This is a genomic window from Allobosea sp. TAF32 (assembly GCF_052113585.1).
Classification (GTDB): Bacteria; Pseudomonadota; Alphaproteobacteria; order Rhizobiales; family Beijerinckiaceae; genus Allobosea.
On sequence record NZ_JBFRDM010000005.1, the window covers coordinates 257,162 to 273,596 of the forward strand.

The following is a 16,435-nucleotide window of genomic DNA, read 5'->3' on the forward strand; positions in this document are numbered from 1 at the left end:
TGACGCCGCGGAGCTTGGACGCGTCGGGGTCGTCTTCGTCACTCACCGCCATGACGAGCTCGCGCCGCCAAGGATGCGTTCGGCCGCTACCCTGAGCGCCCGCAGATCGGCGTAGCCGACGGCACGGACGATCTGATGCGGGGGGCAGCCATCCGTCGCCATGGCCAATGCCCGGACCACCCGCAAGCGTGCTCTCCAATCGCCAAAGCTCATGCCTGTCTCGGTCCGGAAGCCGCGTGTCAGCGTGCGCCGGCTTGCCCCGGAGCGCTGCGCCCAGCCGTCGAGGTCGAGGGGCGAGGCGGGGTCCTGCAGCAAGGCCTCGCAGACGCGCCGCACCCGTGGATCGCGCGGCAGGGGCAGGGTCAAAGGCGTTTCGGGGGCGCGCGCGATTTCATCCAAGATCAGCGCGGCAAGATGGCCGCCGCGCCCGCTCTCGTCATAGAGGAGAGGCTCGGCCGCCAGCGCCGCCATCGACGAAGCCAGCAACGACGTCACCTGCAGAACGCGGCAACCCTTCGGCAGGACGCCCACGGTCTCAGGCGCGACATAGGCCGAGCACATCGAGACCTTTCCATGCATTCTCACTTCATGGAAAAGCTGCGGCGGAATCCAGAGCGCATGCTGTGCGGGCAGAATCCAGGTGCCGTCCTCTGCCGTCACCAGGGTCAGCCCGGCGGTGGCGTAGAGAAGCTGGGCGCGCGGATGGCTGTGCCAGCCGGTGGTCGCACCCGCCTCATAGGTCTTCGGCATGACGCCGATGGCGCGGGGAACGGTCTGATAGGCGTCGCTGTCGCCGCGCATCGTGCTCTCCAGTTGGCCCGATTATGCAGAATTACGGCCCGCATGGCGCCACGGGTCAAGCTACAACGAACGCCGTCCTTGTCGTGAGCATCGCCATGAGCACCGAAACCCTGTCCAAGCGCACGCTTTTCTTCGTCAACGCAGCTCATGCGCTCGATCACTTCGTGTTGCTGATCTATCCCACGGCGGTGATCGCCATCGCGGCGCAGACCGGCCTGAGCTATGCCGAACTCATCGGTCTGGCGACGGGCGCCTTCGTCGCCTTCGGCCTGTGCTCGCTGCCGATGGGGTGGCTCTCGGACCGCTTCGGCCGGCGCAATATGCTCGCCGTCTTCTTCCTGGGCTATGGGCTGTCCTGCCTCGGCGTTGCCAGCGCGAACGGGCCGACGGCTTTTGCTGCCTGGCTCCTCGTTCTCGGCGTGGCCTCAGCGATCTATCACCCGGTCGGCTCGACCATGCTGGTCAATCATGCCCGTCAGCTCGGGCGCGACCTCGGGATCAACGCCGTCTGGGGCAATCTCGGCGCGGCGTCGGCGGCCGGCGTCACCGCGCTGCTGGCCGCCACTCTCGGCTGGCGCACGGCTTTCGTGCTGCCCGGCCTCGTCTGTCTCGTGCTCGGAGCGGCGTTCCTCGCGCTCGTTCCCGGCGACGGGGCGCCGCATGCGAGCCGCTCGGGCAAGGCGGAGCTCATTCCCGTCGGCCGGCCCATGGCGCTTCTCACTGTCTTCGCCATCGCGATCATCGCCGGCGGCATGACCTTCAACATCACGACCATCTCCTTGCCGAAGGTTCTCGACGAGCGGCTCGGGCTGGACCTGCCGCTGGCACTGACCGGCTCGCTGGCGACCCTCGTCTTCGTCTTCGGGGCTGGCGCGCAATGGCTGATGGGCCGGCTCGTCGACCGCTATACGCTGCCGGCCCTGTTCGTCGGCCTCGCCCTTCTGCAGCCGCTCGGCCTCGCGCTGGCAGCAACGGCCCAGGGGATTACGCTACTGCTCGGCCTCGTCCTGACGATGACCGCTATCTACGGGCAGGTCGTCGTGAACGATGCGATGGTCGCGCGCTACGTGCCGGCGCAGCACCGCGCCAAGGCATTCAGCGTGCGCTATTTTCTCGGCTTCACCGTGAGCGGCTTCGTGGTGCCCATGCTGGCGGTTCTGTATGCGCGGGGCGGCTTCGGGCTGGTCCTGGGCGGAGCTGCAGTGTTCGGCCTGATCGTCTGGCTCGCTTCGCTGGCGTTTTATTTCCTCGCTCAAGGCTCCGCGTCGGAAAAGGCCGCTCCGGCTGAATAGCCCGCGTTCTCCGGCGCGCTTGCCATTGCCGATTTGGCCGGGTTTTTCGCATGCCGCGAAGCCCGGCGCAGGCGCTCGGCACACCCTGCCAGATCGGTCGGTCCGGCGCGCGAGGCCGGCTTCTTGACGTGGATAAGCGGCGCCGGTTTACCGCTTGTTAACCATGCGCTCGATACACCGAAGCAACCGAAAATTTACCAAGATGACCGGCGTGTTAACCCAATCCCGACCCATTCGTCTCAAGGGCCGCAGCTTCCTCGCGCTGGCCCTGACACCCGAGCTTCCCTTCGAGGATTGGCTGGTCCGGCTCGATGATCTGGCCTCGCGCTCGACCGGTTTCTTCATGCGCCGGCCCGTGGTTCTCGATATCAGCGGGCTCGACATCGACCGGCCCCAGCTGCGCGACCTGATCGACAGGCTCGGCGCCCGCAATGTGCGGATCATGGGCATCGAGGGCGCACGTCCCTCGCTGCTCGGAACGGATCTGCCACCGGCGATGACGGATGGCCGCCCGACCTCGGATATCGAAGCGCCGGTGGTCGAAGAGGGCGGCAAACCGCAGGCGCCCGAGAGCGTGGCCCCGCCGGCCGTGGCCGTGCCGCAGGCGTCGCCGTCCCTGGTCGTCACCCAACCCGTCCGTTCGGGGCAGTCGGTGATCTTCGCCGAAGGCGACGTGACGATCGTCGGCTCGGTCGCCTCCGGGGCGGAGGTCATCGCCGGCGGCTCGATCCATGTCTATGGCACGCTGCGCGGCCGGGCCATGGCCGGGACGATCGGCAATGCGGCGGCGCGCATCTTCTGCCGGAAGCTCGAGGCCGAGCTCGTCGCCATCGACGGCTACTACAAGACGGCCGAGGACCTGGAGCCGGAGCTGCGCGGGAAGGCCGTCCAGTTCTGGCTGGAAGGCGACAGTTTCAAGGTCGGATCACTCGCCTGAGCTGAGGGCGCGTCCACACAAACAGGAGAGGTCTATGGGCAAGGTCATCGTGGTCACATCGGGCAAGGGCGGCGTCGGCAAGACGACCTCCTCGGCCGCACTGGGTGCGGCCCTCGCACGCAACGGCGAGAAGGTCGTGGTGGTCGATTTCGACGTCGGCCTGCGCAATCTCGATCTCGTCATGGGAGCCGAAAGGCGGGTCGTCTACGACATCGTCAACGTCATTCAGGGCGAAGCCAAGCTCACGCAGGCGCTGATCCGCGACAAGCGGCTCGAGTCGCTCTATCTGCTGCCGGCCTCGCAGACGCGCGACAAGGACAACCTGACGGCTCAGGGAGTCGAGGCGGTCATCGGCGCACTGAAAACGTCGTTCGACTGGGTGATCTGCGACAGCCCGGCCGGGATCGAGCGCGGCGCGACGCTGGCGATGCGCCATGCCGACATCGCGATCGTCGTGACCAACCCGGAAGTCTCCTCGGTCCGCGATTCCGACCGCATCATCGGCCTGCTCGATTCCAAGACGCTGAAGGCCGAGAGCGGCGAGCGGATGGAGAAGCACCTCCTTCTCACCCGCTACGATCCGGCCCGGGCCGAGCGCGGCGACATGCTCAAGGTGGACGACGTCCTCGAAATCCTGTCGATCCCGCTCCTCGGCATCGTCCCCGAGAGCATGGACGTGCTGCGCGCCTCCAATGTCGGCTCGCCGGTCACGCTGGCGGACGAGCGCAGCGCGCCGGCGGTCGCCTATTTCGATGCCGCGCGCCGGCTCAAGGGCGAGACCTTGCCGATCACCATTCCCGGCGAGAAGCGCAGCTTCTTCGGCAAGATCTTCGGAAGGAAGGCGGCATGAACCTGCTTCGTCTTTTCTCCCGCTCCCAGTCGGCTCCCGCGGCGCGCGAGCGGCTGCAGGTCCTGCTCGCCCATGAGCGGGCCGCCGTCGGCGACTCCGATCTCGTCACGAAGCTCCGAGACGAAATCCTCCGCGCGATCTCGAAGCACATGCAGGTCGACGACGAGAAGGTCAGCGTCCGCATGGAACGCGGCGCCAAGGTCTCGACGCTGGCCGTCGATATCGAAATCCCATTCGACTCGGGTAAGAAGGCGGCCTGACGGCCGCCTTCTTACATTCGATTCGCCTGCGGATTGGCGGTCTCAGCGATTTCGGCTTCCTCCGCGGTTCAGCAGCCAGATCAGGTAGGGGCCGCCGATCAGCGCGGCGAACAGCCCGACGGGCACCTGATAGGGAAAAGCGACGAGACGCGCGAGCCAATCCGCGATGATCATCACGCCGCAGCCGATCAGGGCGGAGGCGAGAAGCTGGTCGCGGCTGCGTGCGAAGCCGGCGAGGCGGGCGAGATGCGGGGCGATGAGCCCGATCAGGCTCAAGGGACCGACCAGAAGCGAGGCCACCGCCGTCATCAGCGCTGCCAGCGCTGCGAGGCCGAGGCGGCTGCGCTCCACCGCGAGGCCGAGGCTGCGGCTGGTGGCATCCCCGAGCGGCAGCAGATCGAGCCAGCGCATCGCGAGCATCAGAGGGGCGATCAGCAGAACGCATGCGATAAGCCCGGTCCAGGCCTCGATCTCGCCGGCGCGGTTGGTCGAGCCTGAAAGCCAGACCAGCAGCATGTAGGCGCGCAGATCGCCCTGGGCGAGCGCGGTCGAAACGACCGCCATGCAGAGCGCGCCCATGGCGATGCCGGCAAGCAGCAGGCGCTGCGGCCCGATGCCCCGGCGGGCGGCGAGCAGCAGCATGACGAGGAGCGCCGCGAGCGAGCCGCCCGCGATGCCTGCCAGCATCGCGAAAGGGCTTGCCGGCAGGAATGCGAGCGCGAGCAGCAATCCGACGCCGCCAGCGGCGCTGACACCCAGCACCTCGGGACCGGCGAGAGGGTTGGCGGTGAGGCGTTGCATCAGGCAGCCGGCAGCGCCGAGCAGAACGCCAGCCGATCCGGCCGCGGCAAGGCGCGGACCGCGGAACGGCAGCAGATCCCAGAACAGAGAACCCGTCGCCAACTCCCATCCCTGTGGTCCGCGCCCGAGCACGAGACCGAGCGCCGCGACGAGTGCCATGATCGCGGCGAGCGGAACGAGCGCCCGGAGCGAGCGTGCCGTCCGGTCCAGGCGCCAAACGGGATCGGTCGCCTGCGGCGGCAAGGTGGGCGGGACCCTGCGCATCAGCCACAGCAGCAACGGCCCGCCGAACAGGGCGGTGGCGGCACCGGTCGGCGCGAGATCGTTGAAGCCGGAGCCGAGCAATTGCACCGTGCTGTCGGTGACCGAGAGCAGCAAGGCCCCGAGCGCTGGTGCCGCCAGCAGCAGCTGGCGCGGCGTGCGGGCGCCGAGTTCGCGCGCCAGAGCCGGCGCGGCGAGGCCGACAAAGCCGATCACACCGACCTCGGCGGTGACGCTTGCTGCCAGCCAGACGGCGATGCCGAGAATCGCGAAGCGTGTCGCGTGAAGGGCGAGGCCGAGGCTGCGGGCCATGTCCTCGTCGAGACCCAAAAGGGCGAGAGGCCGCAGCAGCAGTGCGGCGGCGAGGACGCTCAGCACCAGATGTGGGCCGAGCGCGATGGCTGCGTCCCAGCTCTGCTGGTTGAGCGAGCCCGCGCCCCAGATGAACAGCGACAGCACATATTCGCCCTTGGCGAGGATGACGGTCGCACTCGCTGCCGCCGCGACGAGCGAGACGACCATGCCGGACAGGACGACCGTCATCGGATCGAGTCGCCGCCGCCAGCTCAGGCCGAGGACGAGAGCAACCGCGGCGATGGCGCCGGCAAGCGCGACGCCTTCGCGCGAAAAGGCCATCAGGGTGGGCGCATAGGCCGTGGCGACGGTCAATGCGAGCTGTGCGCCGGAGGCGATGCCGAGTGTCGAGGCGTCGGCGATCGGATTGCGCAGCACACGCTGCAGCAGCATGCCGGAGAGCCCGAGCGCCGCGCCGCAGATCAGGGCGGTTGCGGCGCGCGGCACGAGGCTATGCCAAAGCAGGATCGATTCGAGGGTCCGGGCGAGCTCAGGCGATGCCGGCAACGACGGGCGCGTCACGACCACCGCCAGGAAAAGGGCTGCGGCCGTCAGCGCCGCCAGAAGCCAGGCGCCGAGGTGTCGATCGGGTTGAAGGCGCATGTGACGGACCGCTTCAGCCACGGGCCGTCTCTGCCGCGAGCAAGGCGTCGGTCAGCAATCGCGCGAAACGCCGCGCCGCCGGCAGACCGCCATAGGGATTGATCGAGCCGAGCTGCAGGAGACGGCCTTCGCGCAGGTTCGGCAAGGCGTTCCAGAAGGCGCTGGCTGCGAGGGTCTGCATGGCGCCGGGCGGCACCGGCGGGATCAGAGCGATGTAGGCTTCCGGAACACGAACGAGCGCTTCAAGCCCGATCGGGGCCATGGCCGAATAATTCGTCTGCTCGGTCCAGGCATTGGCGAGGCCGAGCCGCTTCAGCACCTCGCCGAACATGCTGTCATCGCCGAAAACACGGAAATGCCGGGCATCGCCGAGATTGACCGGGATCACCGGACGCGCGCCCAGAGGCTTCAGCCTTTCGCGCAGGCCCGCGAATTCAGCCTCGGTCTCGGCGATGTAGCGCTCGGCCGTGGTCGCGATGCCGAGGCGCCCGCCGACGCTGCGGGTCATCGCGACCACCGGCTCATAGGGCGGGCGGTGCGGCGCGTAGATCGAGAAGCTTTCGACCGGAGCGATCCGGCGCAGTAGCGGCTCGGAGGCGGCGTAGAAGCTCGATGAGAAGATCAGCTCCGGCCGTGACAGCAAGAGCAGCTCGAAATTGATCGTGCCGCGCAAGCCGAGATCGTTGACACCTGTGGGAACGGCGGGTTCTACCGCGACTTCTCGGAATTGGCGCAGTTCCGGTGCCGCGATCGGCGGCACTCCCAGCGCAAGCAAGGTCTCCAGCACTGACCAGTCGACGGTCGCAACGCGCAGTTGCGCTGCCACGGCTGGCAGCGGGAGGCCGGTGGCGGCGAGGAGCGCCAATGCGCCGCGTCGTGTCGGGGATGACGGGATGCCGATCATGCGCTCGGGTCTAGCACAGCCCCGGCGAGGGAGCTTCTTGCCAGCATTCGTTTGCCGAGACGATGACGGGGCAAGGCGGCGAGTCGATGGATTGAGGCGATCGATCGGCCGCGGCTCGCGCAGGCACGGGTCCGGTGGCTTTCCGAGACGGAACAACTCGGCTTTCGCGATGGGCCGCGGCGGTGTAGGCCGAGGAAGCAGCGGCTGAAAACCGATGATCCTGAAGGCGCGTTCGATCATGGCGAGCAAGGCTTCCGCATTTCCGTCCGGTGATGGGTTTCTGGCGGCGAAGGCGCTTGCGATGACCGGGCCCGGCCCGCTTGCTGAAGGTCAGGGTGAGCTTTTCGAACTCGAAGGTGTCACCTTCAGCGTCCCCGGCCGGGTGCTGCTGGAGCCCCTGACATTGTCGCTGCCGAAGCGGCGCGTGATCGGGCTGATCGGCCATAATGGCTCGGGCAAATCGACACTGCTCAAGCTGCTCGCTCGCCAGCAGGCGCCTTCGGCCGGGGCGCTTCGGTTCGAAGGCAAGGCGCTCGATGCCTGGAATGGCCGGGCCTTCGCGCGCAAGGTCGCCTATCTGCCGCAGCAGACGCCGCCCTCTTCGGGGCTGCTGGTCAAGGAGTTGGTCGCGCTTGGCCGCTATCCCTGGCATGGCGCACTTGGTCGCTTCGGCGCGAAGGATCGCGAGATGGTGGCCGAGGCCATGGCGCTGACCGATGTCGCGTGTTTTGCCGATCGGCTGGTCGACACGCTCTCCGGCGGCGAGCGCCAGCGCGTCTGGCTCGCGATGCTCGTCGCGCAGGATGCCGAGTGTCTGCTCCTCGACGAGCCAACCTCGTCGCTCGACATTGGCCACCAGATCGAGGTGCTCTCGCTGGTGCACCGGCTGTCTTCCGACCGGGGACTCGGTGTCATGGTCGTGCTGCACGACGTCAATATGGCGGCGCGGTTCTGCGACGAGATCATTGCGCTGCATTCCGGCAAGATGATCGTCAGGGGGACACCTGAGGACGTCATGACCACGCAGCAGCTGGCCCGTATCTACGGCGTCGAGATGAGCGTCATCTCCCATCCACAGACGCAGCGCCCGATCGCTCTCCCAGCCTGAAAGGGGGCCCCGGGAGGTCCGGCTGCGGCGAACTGTTTAAAACAGTCCGCGGAAACTGTCCGGCAGACGCCAGGCTTCCGTGCCGGCGATATTGAGTGGCGCCACATACATCGTGCCGACCTCGTCGCCGCGCTCCGAGGGCCTGATGCCTGCAATGAAGCTTTGGCAGCAGCGCTCGATCGCATCGTCGTCCCAGTCCCGGCGCTCGAGCCGGTCGAAGCTGCGATAGAGGTTGAGCAGGTCGAGATCGCTGCGGCGCTGGTGATGGCCCTGGTCGACCTGGGCGAAGTCGAGCCCGCGCGTCAGCGATTGCCGGTGCAGGCGCTCGCCGAGATCGGCGTATTTGAGGTGGAACAGATAGGCGCCGCGAAAATGCGGCGGCTGATTGGCGTGATGGAAGCCGCCGCCCCAGCGGATGGGTTTGCGCACGATCAGCGTCTTGCACATCGGCGAGACGAAGCGGACATGGCGGCGCTGACGCAGGATCGGCCCGTCGAGCAGCGCCGCATTCTCCTCCTGCAACATCGGCGTCACGTTGAGGCCGATGCAGGTCGCGTGCTCGAAATCAGTGGCGTCGAGCCAAGCGCCGAAGCTGTCGAAGCGGCGCGGATCGTGGCTGATGAACTCGTCGCAATCGCAGTAGATCACGGTCTCGTAGAGCTCGAGCAGCGCGCTGACGAGTTTCGAGACGAAGCGCGCGCGCTCCTGATCGTCGAGCGCCGAGCGCGGATAACGGACGACGCTGACGCCCTGCAGGGTCTCGCGTATTGCCGCGTCGCTGTCGTGGTCGATGACATAGAGGTTCTCGCGGCCGATAAGACCGGAATAGTAGTCGATCCAGCGCGAGACGTAGAACGCCTCGTTGTACTGCATCGTCACCACGGCGACCTTCTTCACCTCCCATATCCTCCGGTCACATCCGGTGCGGGACGCCGTTGCGGTCGAGGAAAGCGCGCATACGGTCGTAGGAGGCGGCATAGGATTTGGCGAGCCCGTTGAGCGCCGCCTCGCGATAGACCGCGCGCCAGCCGCCTTCCGCCAGCGCCTCTTCGGGCACGACCGGGATCTTCAGCGTCTCGGCCAGTTCCTGGCTGCGCGTGTCGTAAGCGACGAGCACGCCCGGTACGCCGTGGGCGACCGCCGGCAAGACGCCATGCACGCGATAGCCGACGGCGAGGTCGACGCTTTGTGAAAAGCAATCATAGTCCTCGACGTCGAAGAAGCTGAAGAGCTTGCGCTCGTAGATCTCGCGCATTCGCGTATCGTTTGGGCCGTCCCACCAGCCGGTCCTGGCGAATTCGGCGATGGCCTTCTCCTTGGCCGCCTCGTCGCGCAGGAAGAAGGCCTTCTCCTCCTGCTCGCCATGGGACGACATGACCATCTCGCTCTGGGCATCGACCTTGAGCAGGGCGGCGCGCTGGTTGCGTAGATAGGCTTCGGGATCGATCGTGTAGCTCTTGTCGGCCTCGCGGCGCAGGCTGAAGGCGACCTTGCGGATGGCGCGCTGATCGGGCACGCGGATCTGGAGATCGCGGTTGCAGGTGCGGAAGATCGAGGGGCAGCCGACGATTTCGACATTGCCGATGCCGTTGCGCCGCAGCGTCTCAGCGCTGAAGGCGCCGCGCACGCCGATGGCAGCGCAGCGGTCCGCGACGATCTGCCAGAAACGCTTCGAACTTTCCGGCAGCTCGATCGCGCGGTTCTGGCTGGCCTGCGCGCCGACGCCGATGGCATAGACCGGCAGCTTGACCTTCTCGAGCACCTCGACGGCGCGGAACCACTCCATCTTCTCATGGATGAAGTTCGAGCCGCGCACGAAGACGAAATCGAACTCGCTCGCATAGCGCTCGATATCGGCATCGGTCGGATTCATGATCTTCATCGGCTCGATATCGACGTAGTCGAGCAGCTTCAGCGTCGAGTCGTAGACGATCATGTCGCCGATATTGAAGTAATCGGCGAGGAGCTTCTCCAGCGGCGCGCGATACCAGCGCACCTTGTCGTGGTCATAGACCTCGCCGGCCGGATAGATCACCAGCGCCCGCAATGGCCTCGTCCTGGCGATGGGGCGCAGTTGCGAACCGGGCGCGAGCGCGCCCGTCCTCGCATCGGCCACCGCGATCGCGCGCAGCCGTGTTTCGGGCAAAGCCGGCAGCGGAATGGCGATCTCGGCCACCGTCGCGTCGCCGGTGACGAGCGCGTCGGGATGGATGGTGGCGTAGTCCTGCCCATCAAGGATCAGGCGCAGCGTGGGCCAGCCGCAGCCGGGCTCGCGGACGACGAGGACGACGACCTCCTGCGTGGTGGCGCGCAGGATCTTCATGGTCGGCACGGCCTGGCTCACGGCAAATTGCTGCGCGGGCGCATTCGCGTTCATGGGGTTTCCTTCACGATGCGGACCTTGATGCGGACAAGGTCGCGCTGCGGCCCCATCTTGCAGTTGGCGACGTGCATCTTGGTCATGAACAGGTAGGGCTCATCGCCCGTCGTCTCGAAATTGCGCGAGGGCGAGGCGGGGTCGGCGATGGCGCCGTAGGAATAGCGGACGCTGTCGCCGCAATCCTTGCTCCACATCGTCGGATGGGTGAGGAGCGTCTGCAGCGGCGACCACTTCATCAGGTCCTTCGACCAGCTATAGGCGACGCGCCCGCCGGCGATGCCCTGCTTGGGATCGGGGCCGAGATGGAAGATCGCGAGCCATTGTCCGCTCGCCTCGTGGCGGGTGACCGAGCCGACGACCGTGGGGAGCACCTTGAGCGGCTGGCAGGGCTTTGCCTGCGACGTGTCCTCGCGATAGGGATCGACGGCGCGCACAGTGAAATCCTGCCCGTCGAAGGCGCGCCACGCCTTGGGATCGGTGATGTCCGTGGAGCGATAGAGGCAGGTGCCGCCCTTCTGGCCATTACCGCCGGTCGTCGCGATCAGCGCATACCAGGCGCCATCCTTCTCGACGATGTTGGAGGGGTTGAAGAAGCCGCGATGACGACCCTGATCGACATCCTGCTTGAAGGTCGGCGCGGCCACGACCGTCGGCGGATCATCGACCTTGAAGCTTGCGCCGCCGTCCTGCGAGCGCGCGGCCGTGACGACATTGTACCAGCAGGCCATGCCGGCCTTGAACCGGCAGGCGCCGGGGTGCTGGTCGGCATGGTACTCGTCATGCATCAGCGCGTAGACGTCGCGGCCATTCCTGGTCCAGGTCGCGGCGATCCAGCTCATGTCGCTGTATTGGCTGGGATCGGCGCTGTTCTTGGCCTCGAACGAGATTGTGCAGGTGGTCTTGATCCGGTCGAGGCGATTGCCGATCAGCGCGCGGTTGCGATGGTGGCTGGCGAAGGCGACGACCTCGCCCTTGTCGTCGCGGAAGGCCCGCAAGGGCGCGTCCGGGATGTGCCACTCCTGGCAACGCTCCTTCGACCAGTCGAAGACGATCTCCTCCTGCGCCCCGGGCGCAAGTTCCAGCCGGTAGCGCGGGCTTTCCGCGGCTGCGGCGAACGAGGCGGCCAACAGCGCCGCAAGCAGCGGCGCGGTGTGCCGGAAGCTGCGGGCGCTCCTCACGCCACCTTCCGCTGCGGCTCCGCAGCCACGCGGTCCACCATCTTGTTGTCGACGCGGTTCTCGACGAGGAAGTCGCGCATCTCCCTGTAGACCCGGGCATAGGCTGCGTTGAAGCGGTCGAAGCGCGCCTGATCCCAGTACTCCTCCAGCTTGAAATCCTTTCCGCCGAAGACATCGACGCTCGGGATCTTGAACGTATCCGCGAATTCGACGGTACGGCTGTCATAGGTGAAGTAGATCGAGGGCGTGCCATTGGCGAGCGCCATCAGGTTCCCGTGCAGCCGGTAGCCGAGCACGAGATCGAGCCCGCGCACCAGCCGCTCATATTCCGCGACGACGTCGGAATAGAACATGCGGCTCTGGTAGAGCCCCTCGACCTGTTCATCGAGATACCAGTTGTTCGCCCATTCGTTCTCTTGCAGCGCCGCCATGGCTTGCGCCTTCTGCTCGGGTGTGCCGAGCGCGAGCTTCTTCTCCTCGACCTCGCCTTGCGCCATCAGCGTGACCTCGAAACGATCAGCCATCGCCTTCACCAGATCGCGGTGGAAGGTGAGGTAGCGCTTGATGTCCTGCGCGTAGGTCTTCGAGACCTCGCGCCGCAGCGTGACGCCGACCTTCTTGATCTGGTCGAGTGCGGGCAGGCGGATGGCAAGGTCGGGATTGTTGTTCCGGAACGCGGTCGGGCAGCCGATGATGCGGACATTGCGGATGCCGAGATCGTTCAGCACCTCGGCCGAGTAAGCGCCGCGCACACCGAGCGAGGTGGTGGAATCGGAAATGAGCTTCAGGACGGTCTTGGTGTCCTCGCTCAGTTCCAGCTTGCCGCTGACGGGCGCCTGCGCGCCGATGCCGAAGGCGATGACCGGCAGCTTGAGCCGGCGCAGCACGTCCGCGGCCTTCGACCAGTTCATCTGCGCATGGATGTAATTCGAGCCGCGCAGGAAGACGTAGTCGTACTCGGCATTGAGCCGGTCGATCCTGGCCGCATCGACATGCGCGATCGGCAGCTCATCGAGCTTGTCGAAGTTGAGCAGTTTCAGCGAGGAATCGAAGACGAAGGCGTCGCCGATATTATGGTAGTGATTGATGTGGTTCTGCAGGTCGGCATAGCGATACCAGCGCACATTGTCGTGGTCGTAGACCTCCCCCGACGGGCTGATGACCAGGATGCGGGTCATGTGCAGGTCTCCCCTGTTATCTCGTTATGGTTTCAGGCGATCATCGCGGCGGGGTCTTGCCGCGCGGGCGCAGGCCGGCTGCGTTCGGCCAGGAGGCGGCGATAGAGATCGAGATGCGTCTGGGCGCATTCGCGATGGCTCAACGGCCGCTTGATGCCGCCGCGCAGGCGATCCCAGAGCTTGGGCTCGGTCAGCGCGCGCGTCATGCAGTCGACGAGGTCTTCCGGGCTGCCGGCGCGAAAATGCAGGCCGTCGACCTCGTCGGTGATCTTCTCGGCCATGCCGCCGAGATGGCTCGCCAGGATCGGGCGGCCGTGGAAGAACGCCTCCTGGATGACGATGGGTGAGTTCTCCCACCAGACCGAGGGCATCACCACCCAGTCGACCGAGCGCATCAGGTTCGGCATCTCGTGATTCTGGAAGGCGCCGCAGAAGCGCACACGGCGCCCCGCGCTCTCGACCAGCTTGGCGAACTTGTCCTGATAGGCTTTCGGCTGGCGCTCGAGATTGCCGCCATAGACAAGCAGGATCGCGTCGTCGTCCCAGAGGGAATCGGGGATGCGCGTCACCGCATCAATCAGCACATCGGCGCCCTTATAGGGCGTGAGCTGGCCGAAATAGGCGAAACGGGAGCGCCGCGTCTTGCCCTCGGGCAGTGGGCGCGGCGGCGCCACGCTGGCGACGTCGATACCGTTCTCGATCACCGAGAAGCGCTCCTCGCTGAGCCCCCAGTCGACATAGCGGTCGGCGAGGAAGCGGCTCGGCGAGACGAAATGGTCGGCCAGGCCCAGCATGCCCTTGATGAAGGTCTCGCGCGCCAGGAAGCGCGCCGGCGAGATGTCCGGGAAGCAGGCGTTGCAATCCGTTGGCGAGGCCCGGTAACAAAGCTTGAAGGCGCCGGTCTTCACCATCTGGCCGTGGTGATGGCAGATGCTGAGATATTCGTGGAAGGTCACGACGATCAGCGCATCCGGCAGAGCGTCGCGCACCGCGAACAGGCATTCCAGCCCGAGCCCGATGAAATGGTGGAAATGCACCACGTCCGGCTTCAGGTCATGAAGAACGCGCACGAAGTCGCGCTCGATCTCTTCCGTCGCACGGTTGGAGATGAGGAAGTGGTCGTAATCCTCGGCATAGTAGAGCAGCTCGCCGCCGCGCTGGCGCAGGCTCATCAGCGCCGTGCCGGCATGGCGCGGGGTCGGGGCACCGACGCGGGCGAGGTAATGGGAATCGACACCCTCGCCGGTCTGCAACCCCTTGTGCAGGTTGTAGGACGCCATCTCCGCCCCGCCCAAAGAGAGCGAGGGATGGCCGTGCGATACCACGAGAACCCGCATCCTCAGCCTTTCATGTTGGAGATGGCGAGCGCCCAGCGCCGGTCGAAGCTGGTCCGGTCGGCGAGTTGCGCGAGCGCGCCGGCATGCGGCGCCGCCATCTCGCCGTCATCGACCGCATAGACCTCGACGTCGGGAACCCAGAGCGAGGGCGAGCCCGCCATCCTGAGCTTGAGGCAGAGATCGAGACCCTTCTCCGCCGTCGTGAAATAGTTGCGCGCGAAGCCGCCGACCTCGATGAAGGCAGCGCGCGAGAGCACACAGCATTCGCTCGCACCGGCTGCGACCTCCATGGGGCCGAGATTGCCGACCGCCTCAAGCGGATAGCCGACGAAACGGTTGGCGATGCGCCGGCTCGTTCCTTCGCCCTCCAGCCAGGCGCCAGCCCAGCGGATCGAATCGTCCTCGAACAGCAGCGTCGGGCTCGCGACGCATTGGCCGCCGCGGGCGCGGTAGGCCCGTTCGAGACGACCGAGCCAGCCAGGCATGCGGATCTGCGCTGCGCCCGAGAGCAGCGCGACCGTCTGGAAGCGGCAGGCGCGAACGCCCGCCTCCAGTGCGTCACAGGTATCTTCGACGCCCTCGACGGCGACGAGGCGCACCGAGAGACCATAGAAGCGCCCGAGCCGCCGCGCCTCGGCGCCAACGCGGTCGAAGCTCTCGGACGGAGCAGCAAGCACGATCGGCAGCGGCCTGACCTCGGGGTCCATCGCCATCAGCGCAAACAACGCCGAAATCTCGCGGTGGCGGTGGTCGAAGCCGATGACGAGGCCGAGCGGCGCCTCGGGGTCGAAGGGGCCGACATCGAGCGTTTCGACGGCGCGGGGCGGGGCGATTTCGGCTGCTTGCAGCGCCGGCGCAATCTGGCGCTCGACGACGGCGTTCGCGGTCGAGGAGCGCGGGTCGAGCAGCCCGAGGATGCGCTCCAATGCGCGGCGCGCCTGGGCGCGGCTGGGTTCGAGCGGCAGGAAGGCCGGGCCGGTGCCTTGCACCTCGAAGGCGAGATGCAGCGGCTGGCTCGGCTCCGGAACGAGCTTCGGCGCGAAGACGATGAAGCCGTGGCTGTTGCGCCGCGAAGCCAGAGCTGGCCCGAAGCGCGGATCTTCCATGAAGGCGGTGGTGACGTCCGGGCGCTGCACGCGCGTCCAGATTCGGTCGACGGCGCAGGACTGGCTGCCGCTGCGCAGTGTGACCGCATCGACCCGGCGCTCCGGATCGAACAGCCAGCCGATGATCAGCACGCCGGTATCCTCGACGATCGTCACGGCATCGATGCCGGCGCGCACCGGTTCTTCAAGCAGACAGACGGTGTCTCTGCCGTCGAAGCGTTGGGAGGCGCGCCGCAGCTTGTCGGTGGTGGCCTGCGGAGCGGTACCGCGCTGGAGCCCGTCGCGCAGATGGCCGGGAACAGTGATCGGTTCGAGCAGGACATAGCGCTCATAGACTTCGAGCGCGCGCCAGCCGTCGCTTCCACGGAAATAGAGCCGCTCGATCTCGCCGGGTTGCTGGGCCTGGCAATCCTCGAGCAGGCCGAAGAAGCCGCGGGCGCCTTCGCCGAGATCATCCCGCTCCAGGGTTCCAGCTTCGAGATTGGCGGGGGAGAGGCCGCCATGGGCGATCAGCAGCTTGATCCGCCCGGCTGCGAAATGGGAGGTCCAGCCCTGCAGGAAGATGCCGTCGCCATCGAGCGAACCCATCACCTCAACGAAGCCGCCGGGCCGTGCGACGGTCTGCAGGAGCATCGCGACCGCGCGCAGGCGGCGCGGATTGGGGGCGCCAGTCAACAGCACTTCGAGCAGCCCGTCGACAACGCTCGGGAAGGCCTGTCCGGCGTCGTCGGCGAGTTCGGACAGGAAAACCTGAAGCGGCTGCGGCTTCGGTGCCAGGATCAGACGCAGCGGCCGGCCGGGGCGGCCGATCAAGAGCGCGCCGGTGCCGCTGTTGTCGACGTTGGGCGCTGGCGCCAGACAAAGAAAGCCGGTGGCCGCCGAAGGCTCGGCCCCGGGCCGGCGCCAGCTCAGCACCATGGTCTGCGCGCGGTTGCGCGGATTGCCGTCGACTGCGACCGGGACCTTGGCCGGAATGGCGTCGCAGGTGCTGCGGACGAGGATGGCGTTCTCGCCGAGCGGCGTCCAGGCGACGGTCGGCGCCGGGGCGACCGCCGTCCTCTCGGGAACGATGACCTCGCTCATCG

General features: G+C 66.9%; 14 protein-coding genes. 5 read left to right on the plus strand and 9 right to left on the minus strand.

The annotated features are described in order from the left end of the window. Nucleotides 1–42: 42 nt before the first annotated feature. Nucleotides 43–801, minus strand: coding sequence for an AraC family ligand binding domain-containing protein (locus AB4Z16_RS12975; protein WP_441511759.1), 759 nt, complete (start codon nucleotides 799–801; stop codon nucleotides 43–45). 95 nt (nucleotides 802–896) lie between these two features. Between AB4Z16_RS12975 and AB4Z16_RS12980 the strand changes: the two genes are divergently transcribed. The 4 genes from AB4Z16_RS12980 (at nucleotide 897) to minE (ending at nucleotide 4,140) form a co-directional block, all read left to right on the plus strand. Continuing rightward, on the plus strand, nucleotides 897–2,093 hold the full coding sequence (locus tag AB4Z16_RS12980; protein ID WP_441511760.1) for an MFS transporter: 1,197 nt from the start codon (nucleotides 897–899) through the stop codon (nucleotides 2,091–2,093). Between the two features lie 202 nt (nucleotides 2,094–2,295). Next, nucleotides 2,296–3,030 carry a septum site-determining protein MinC gene (minC, locus tag AB4Z16_RS12985; RefSeq protein WP_441511761.1) on the plus strand — a complete coding sequence of 245 codons (735 nt, stop codon included), beginning with the start codon at nucleotides 2,296–2,298 and terminating at the stop codon, nucleotides 3,028–3,030. A 34-nt stretch (nucleotides 3,031–3,064) separates the two neighbouring features. Beyond that, entirely contained in the window at nucleotides 3,065–3,880 is an 816-nt protein-coding gene (minD, locus tag AB4Z16_RS12990; protein WP_441511762.1) for a septum site-determining protein MinD, read from the plus strand. Next, nucleotides 3,877–4,140, plus strand: a complete 264-nt coding sequence (gene minE, locus AB4Z16_RS12995; RefSeq protein ID WP_441511763.1) for a cell division topological specificity factor MinE — start codon at nucleotides 3,877–3,879, stop codon at nucleotides 4,138–4,140. Before minD ends, minE begins: the two co-directional genes overlap by 4 nt. Before the next feature lie 42 nt (nucleotides 4,141–4,182). Here minE and fhuB read toward each other — a convergent pair whose 3' ends face one another. Further along, complete coding sequence (gene fhuB / locus AB4Z16_RS13000; protein ID WP_441511764.1) at nucleotides 4,183–6,180, minus strand: Fe(3+)-hydroxamate ABC transporter permease FhuB; 1,998 nt, start codon at nucleotides 6,178–6,180, stop codon at nucleotides 4,183–4,185. Continuing rightward, entirely contained in the window at nucleotides 6,173–7,063 is an 891-nt protein-coding gene (locus tag AB4Z16_RS13005) for an ABC transporter substrate-binding protein (protein WP_441511765.1), read from the minus strand. The genes fhuB and AB4Z16_RS13005 overlap by 8 nt, the downstream gene beginning before the upstream one ends. A gap of 301 nt (nucleotides 7,064–7,364) precedes the next feature. Between AB4Z16_RS13005 and AB4Z16_RS13010 the strand changes: the two genes are divergently transcribed. Next, nucleotides 7,365–8,171, plus strand: coding sequence for an ATP-binding cassette domain-containing protein (locus AB4Z16_RS13010; RefSeq protein WP_441511870.1), 807 nt, complete (start codon nucleotides 7,365–7,367; stop codon nucleotides 8,169–8,171). Between the two features lie 36 nt (nucleotides 8,172–8,207). Here the strand turns inward: AB4Z16_RS13010 and AB4Z16_RS13015 are convergent, their stop codons facing one another. The 6 genes from AB4Z16_RS13015 to AB4Z16_RS13040 are packed head-to-tail and all read right to left on the minus strand — an operon-like array spanning nucleotide 8,208 to nucleotide 16,433. Continuing rightward, nucleotides 8,208–9,068, minus strand: coding sequence for a glycosyltransferase family 2 protein (locus AB4Z16_RS13015; protein WP_441511766.1), 861 nt, complete (start codon nucleotides 9,066–9,068; stop codon nucleotides 8,208–8,210). 16 nt (nucleotides 9,069–9,084) lie between these two features. Next, the gene (locus tag AB4Z16_RS13020; RefSeq protein WP_441511767.1) at nucleotides 9,085–10,548 is read right to left on the minus strand and encodes a polysaccharide pyruvyl transferase family protein; all 1,464 of its coding nucleotides are present in this window, start codon (nucleotides 10,546–10,548) and stop codon (nucleotides 9,085–9,087) included. Next, nucleotides 10,545–11,729 carry a glycoside hydrolase family protein gene (locus tag AB4Z16_RS13025; protein ID WP_441511768.1) on the minus strand — a complete coding sequence of 395 codons (1,185 nt, stop codon included), beginning with the start codon at nucleotides 11,727–11,729 and terminating at the stop codon, nucleotides 10,545–10,547. The genes AB4Z16_RS13020 and AB4Z16_RS13025 overlap by 4 nt, the downstream gene beginning before the upstream one ends. Next, nucleotides 11,726–12,907 carry a polysaccharide pyruvyl transferase family protein gene (locus AB4Z16_RS13030; RefSeq protein WP_441511769.1) on the minus strand — a complete coding sequence of 394 codons (1,182 nt, stop codon included), beginning with the start codon at nucleotides 12,905–12,907 and terminating at the stop codon, nucleotides 11,726–11,728. The genes AB4Z16_RS13025 and AB4Z16_RS13030 overlap by 4 nt, the downstream gene beginning before the upstream one ends. Before the next feature lie 32 nt (nucleotides 12,908–12,939). Continuing rightward, the gene (locus tag AB4Z16_RS13035) at nucleotides 12,940–14,244 is read right to left on the minus strand and encodes a glycosyltransferase family 4 protein (RefSeq protein WP_441511770.1); all 1,305 of its coding nucleotides are present in this window, start codon (nucleotides 14,242–14,244) and stop codon (nucleotides 12,940–12,942) included. A gap of 2 nt (nucleotides 14,245–14,246) precedes the next feature. Then, the gene (locus AB4Z16_RS13040; RefSeq protein ID WP_441511771.1) at nucleotides 14,247–16,433 is read right to left on the minus strand and encodes a glycosyltransferase family 2 protein; all 2,187 of its coding nucleotides are present in this window, start codon (nucleotides 16,431–16,433) and stop codon (nucleotides 14,247–14,249) included. Nucleotides 16,434–16,435: the final 2 nt, after the last annotated feature.

Excerpts from the sequence above, each read along its gene's own strand:
- AB4Z16_RS12975 (WP_441511759.1), bottom strand. The coding sequence starts at position 801 with ATGCGCGGCGACAGCGACGCCTATCAGACCGTTCCCCGCGCCATCGGC.
- AB4Z16_RS12980 (WP_441511760.1), top strand. The coding sequence starts at position 897 with ATGAGCACCGAAACCCTGTCCAAGCGCACGCTTTTCTTCGTCAACGCA.
- minC (WP_441511761.1), top strand. The coding sequence starts at position 2,296 with ATGACCGGCGTGTTAACCCAATCCCGACCCATTCGTCTCAAGGGCCGC.
- minD (WP_441511762.1), top strand. The coding sequence starts at position 3,065 with ATGGGCAAGGTCATCGTGGTCACATCGGGCAAGGGCGGCGTCGGCAAG.
- minE (WP_441511763.1), top strand. The coding sequence starts at position 3,877 with ATGAACCTGCTTCGTCTTTTCTCCCGCTCCCAGTCGGCTCCCGCGGCG.
- AB4Z16_RS13005 (WP_441511765.1), bottom strand. The coding sequence starts at position 7,063 with ATGATCGGCATCCCGTCATCCCCGACACGACGCGGCGCATTGGCGCTC.
- AB4Z16_RS13010 (WP_441511870.1), top strand. The coding sequence starts at position 7,365 with ATGACCGGGCCCGGCCCGCTTGCTGAAGGTCAGGGTGAGCTTTTCGAA.
- AB4Z16_RS13020 (WP_441511767.1), bottom strand. The coding sequence starts at position 10,548 with ATGAACGCGAATGCGCCCGCGCAGCAATTTGCCGTGAGCCAGGCCGTG.
- AB4Z16_RS13030 (WP_441511769.1), bottom strand. The coding sequence starts at position 12,907 with ATGACCCGCATCCTGGTCATCAGCCCGTCGGGGGAGGTCTACGACCAC.
- AB4Z16_RS13035 (WP_441511770.1), bottom strand. The coding sequence starts at position 14,244 with ATGCGGGTTCTCGTGGTATCGCACGGCCATCCCTCGCTCTCTTTGGGC.
- AB4Z16_RS13040 (WP_441511771.1), bottom strand. The coding sequence starts at position 16,433 with ATGAGCGAGGTCATCGTTCCCGAGAGGACGGCGGTCGCCCCGGCGCCG.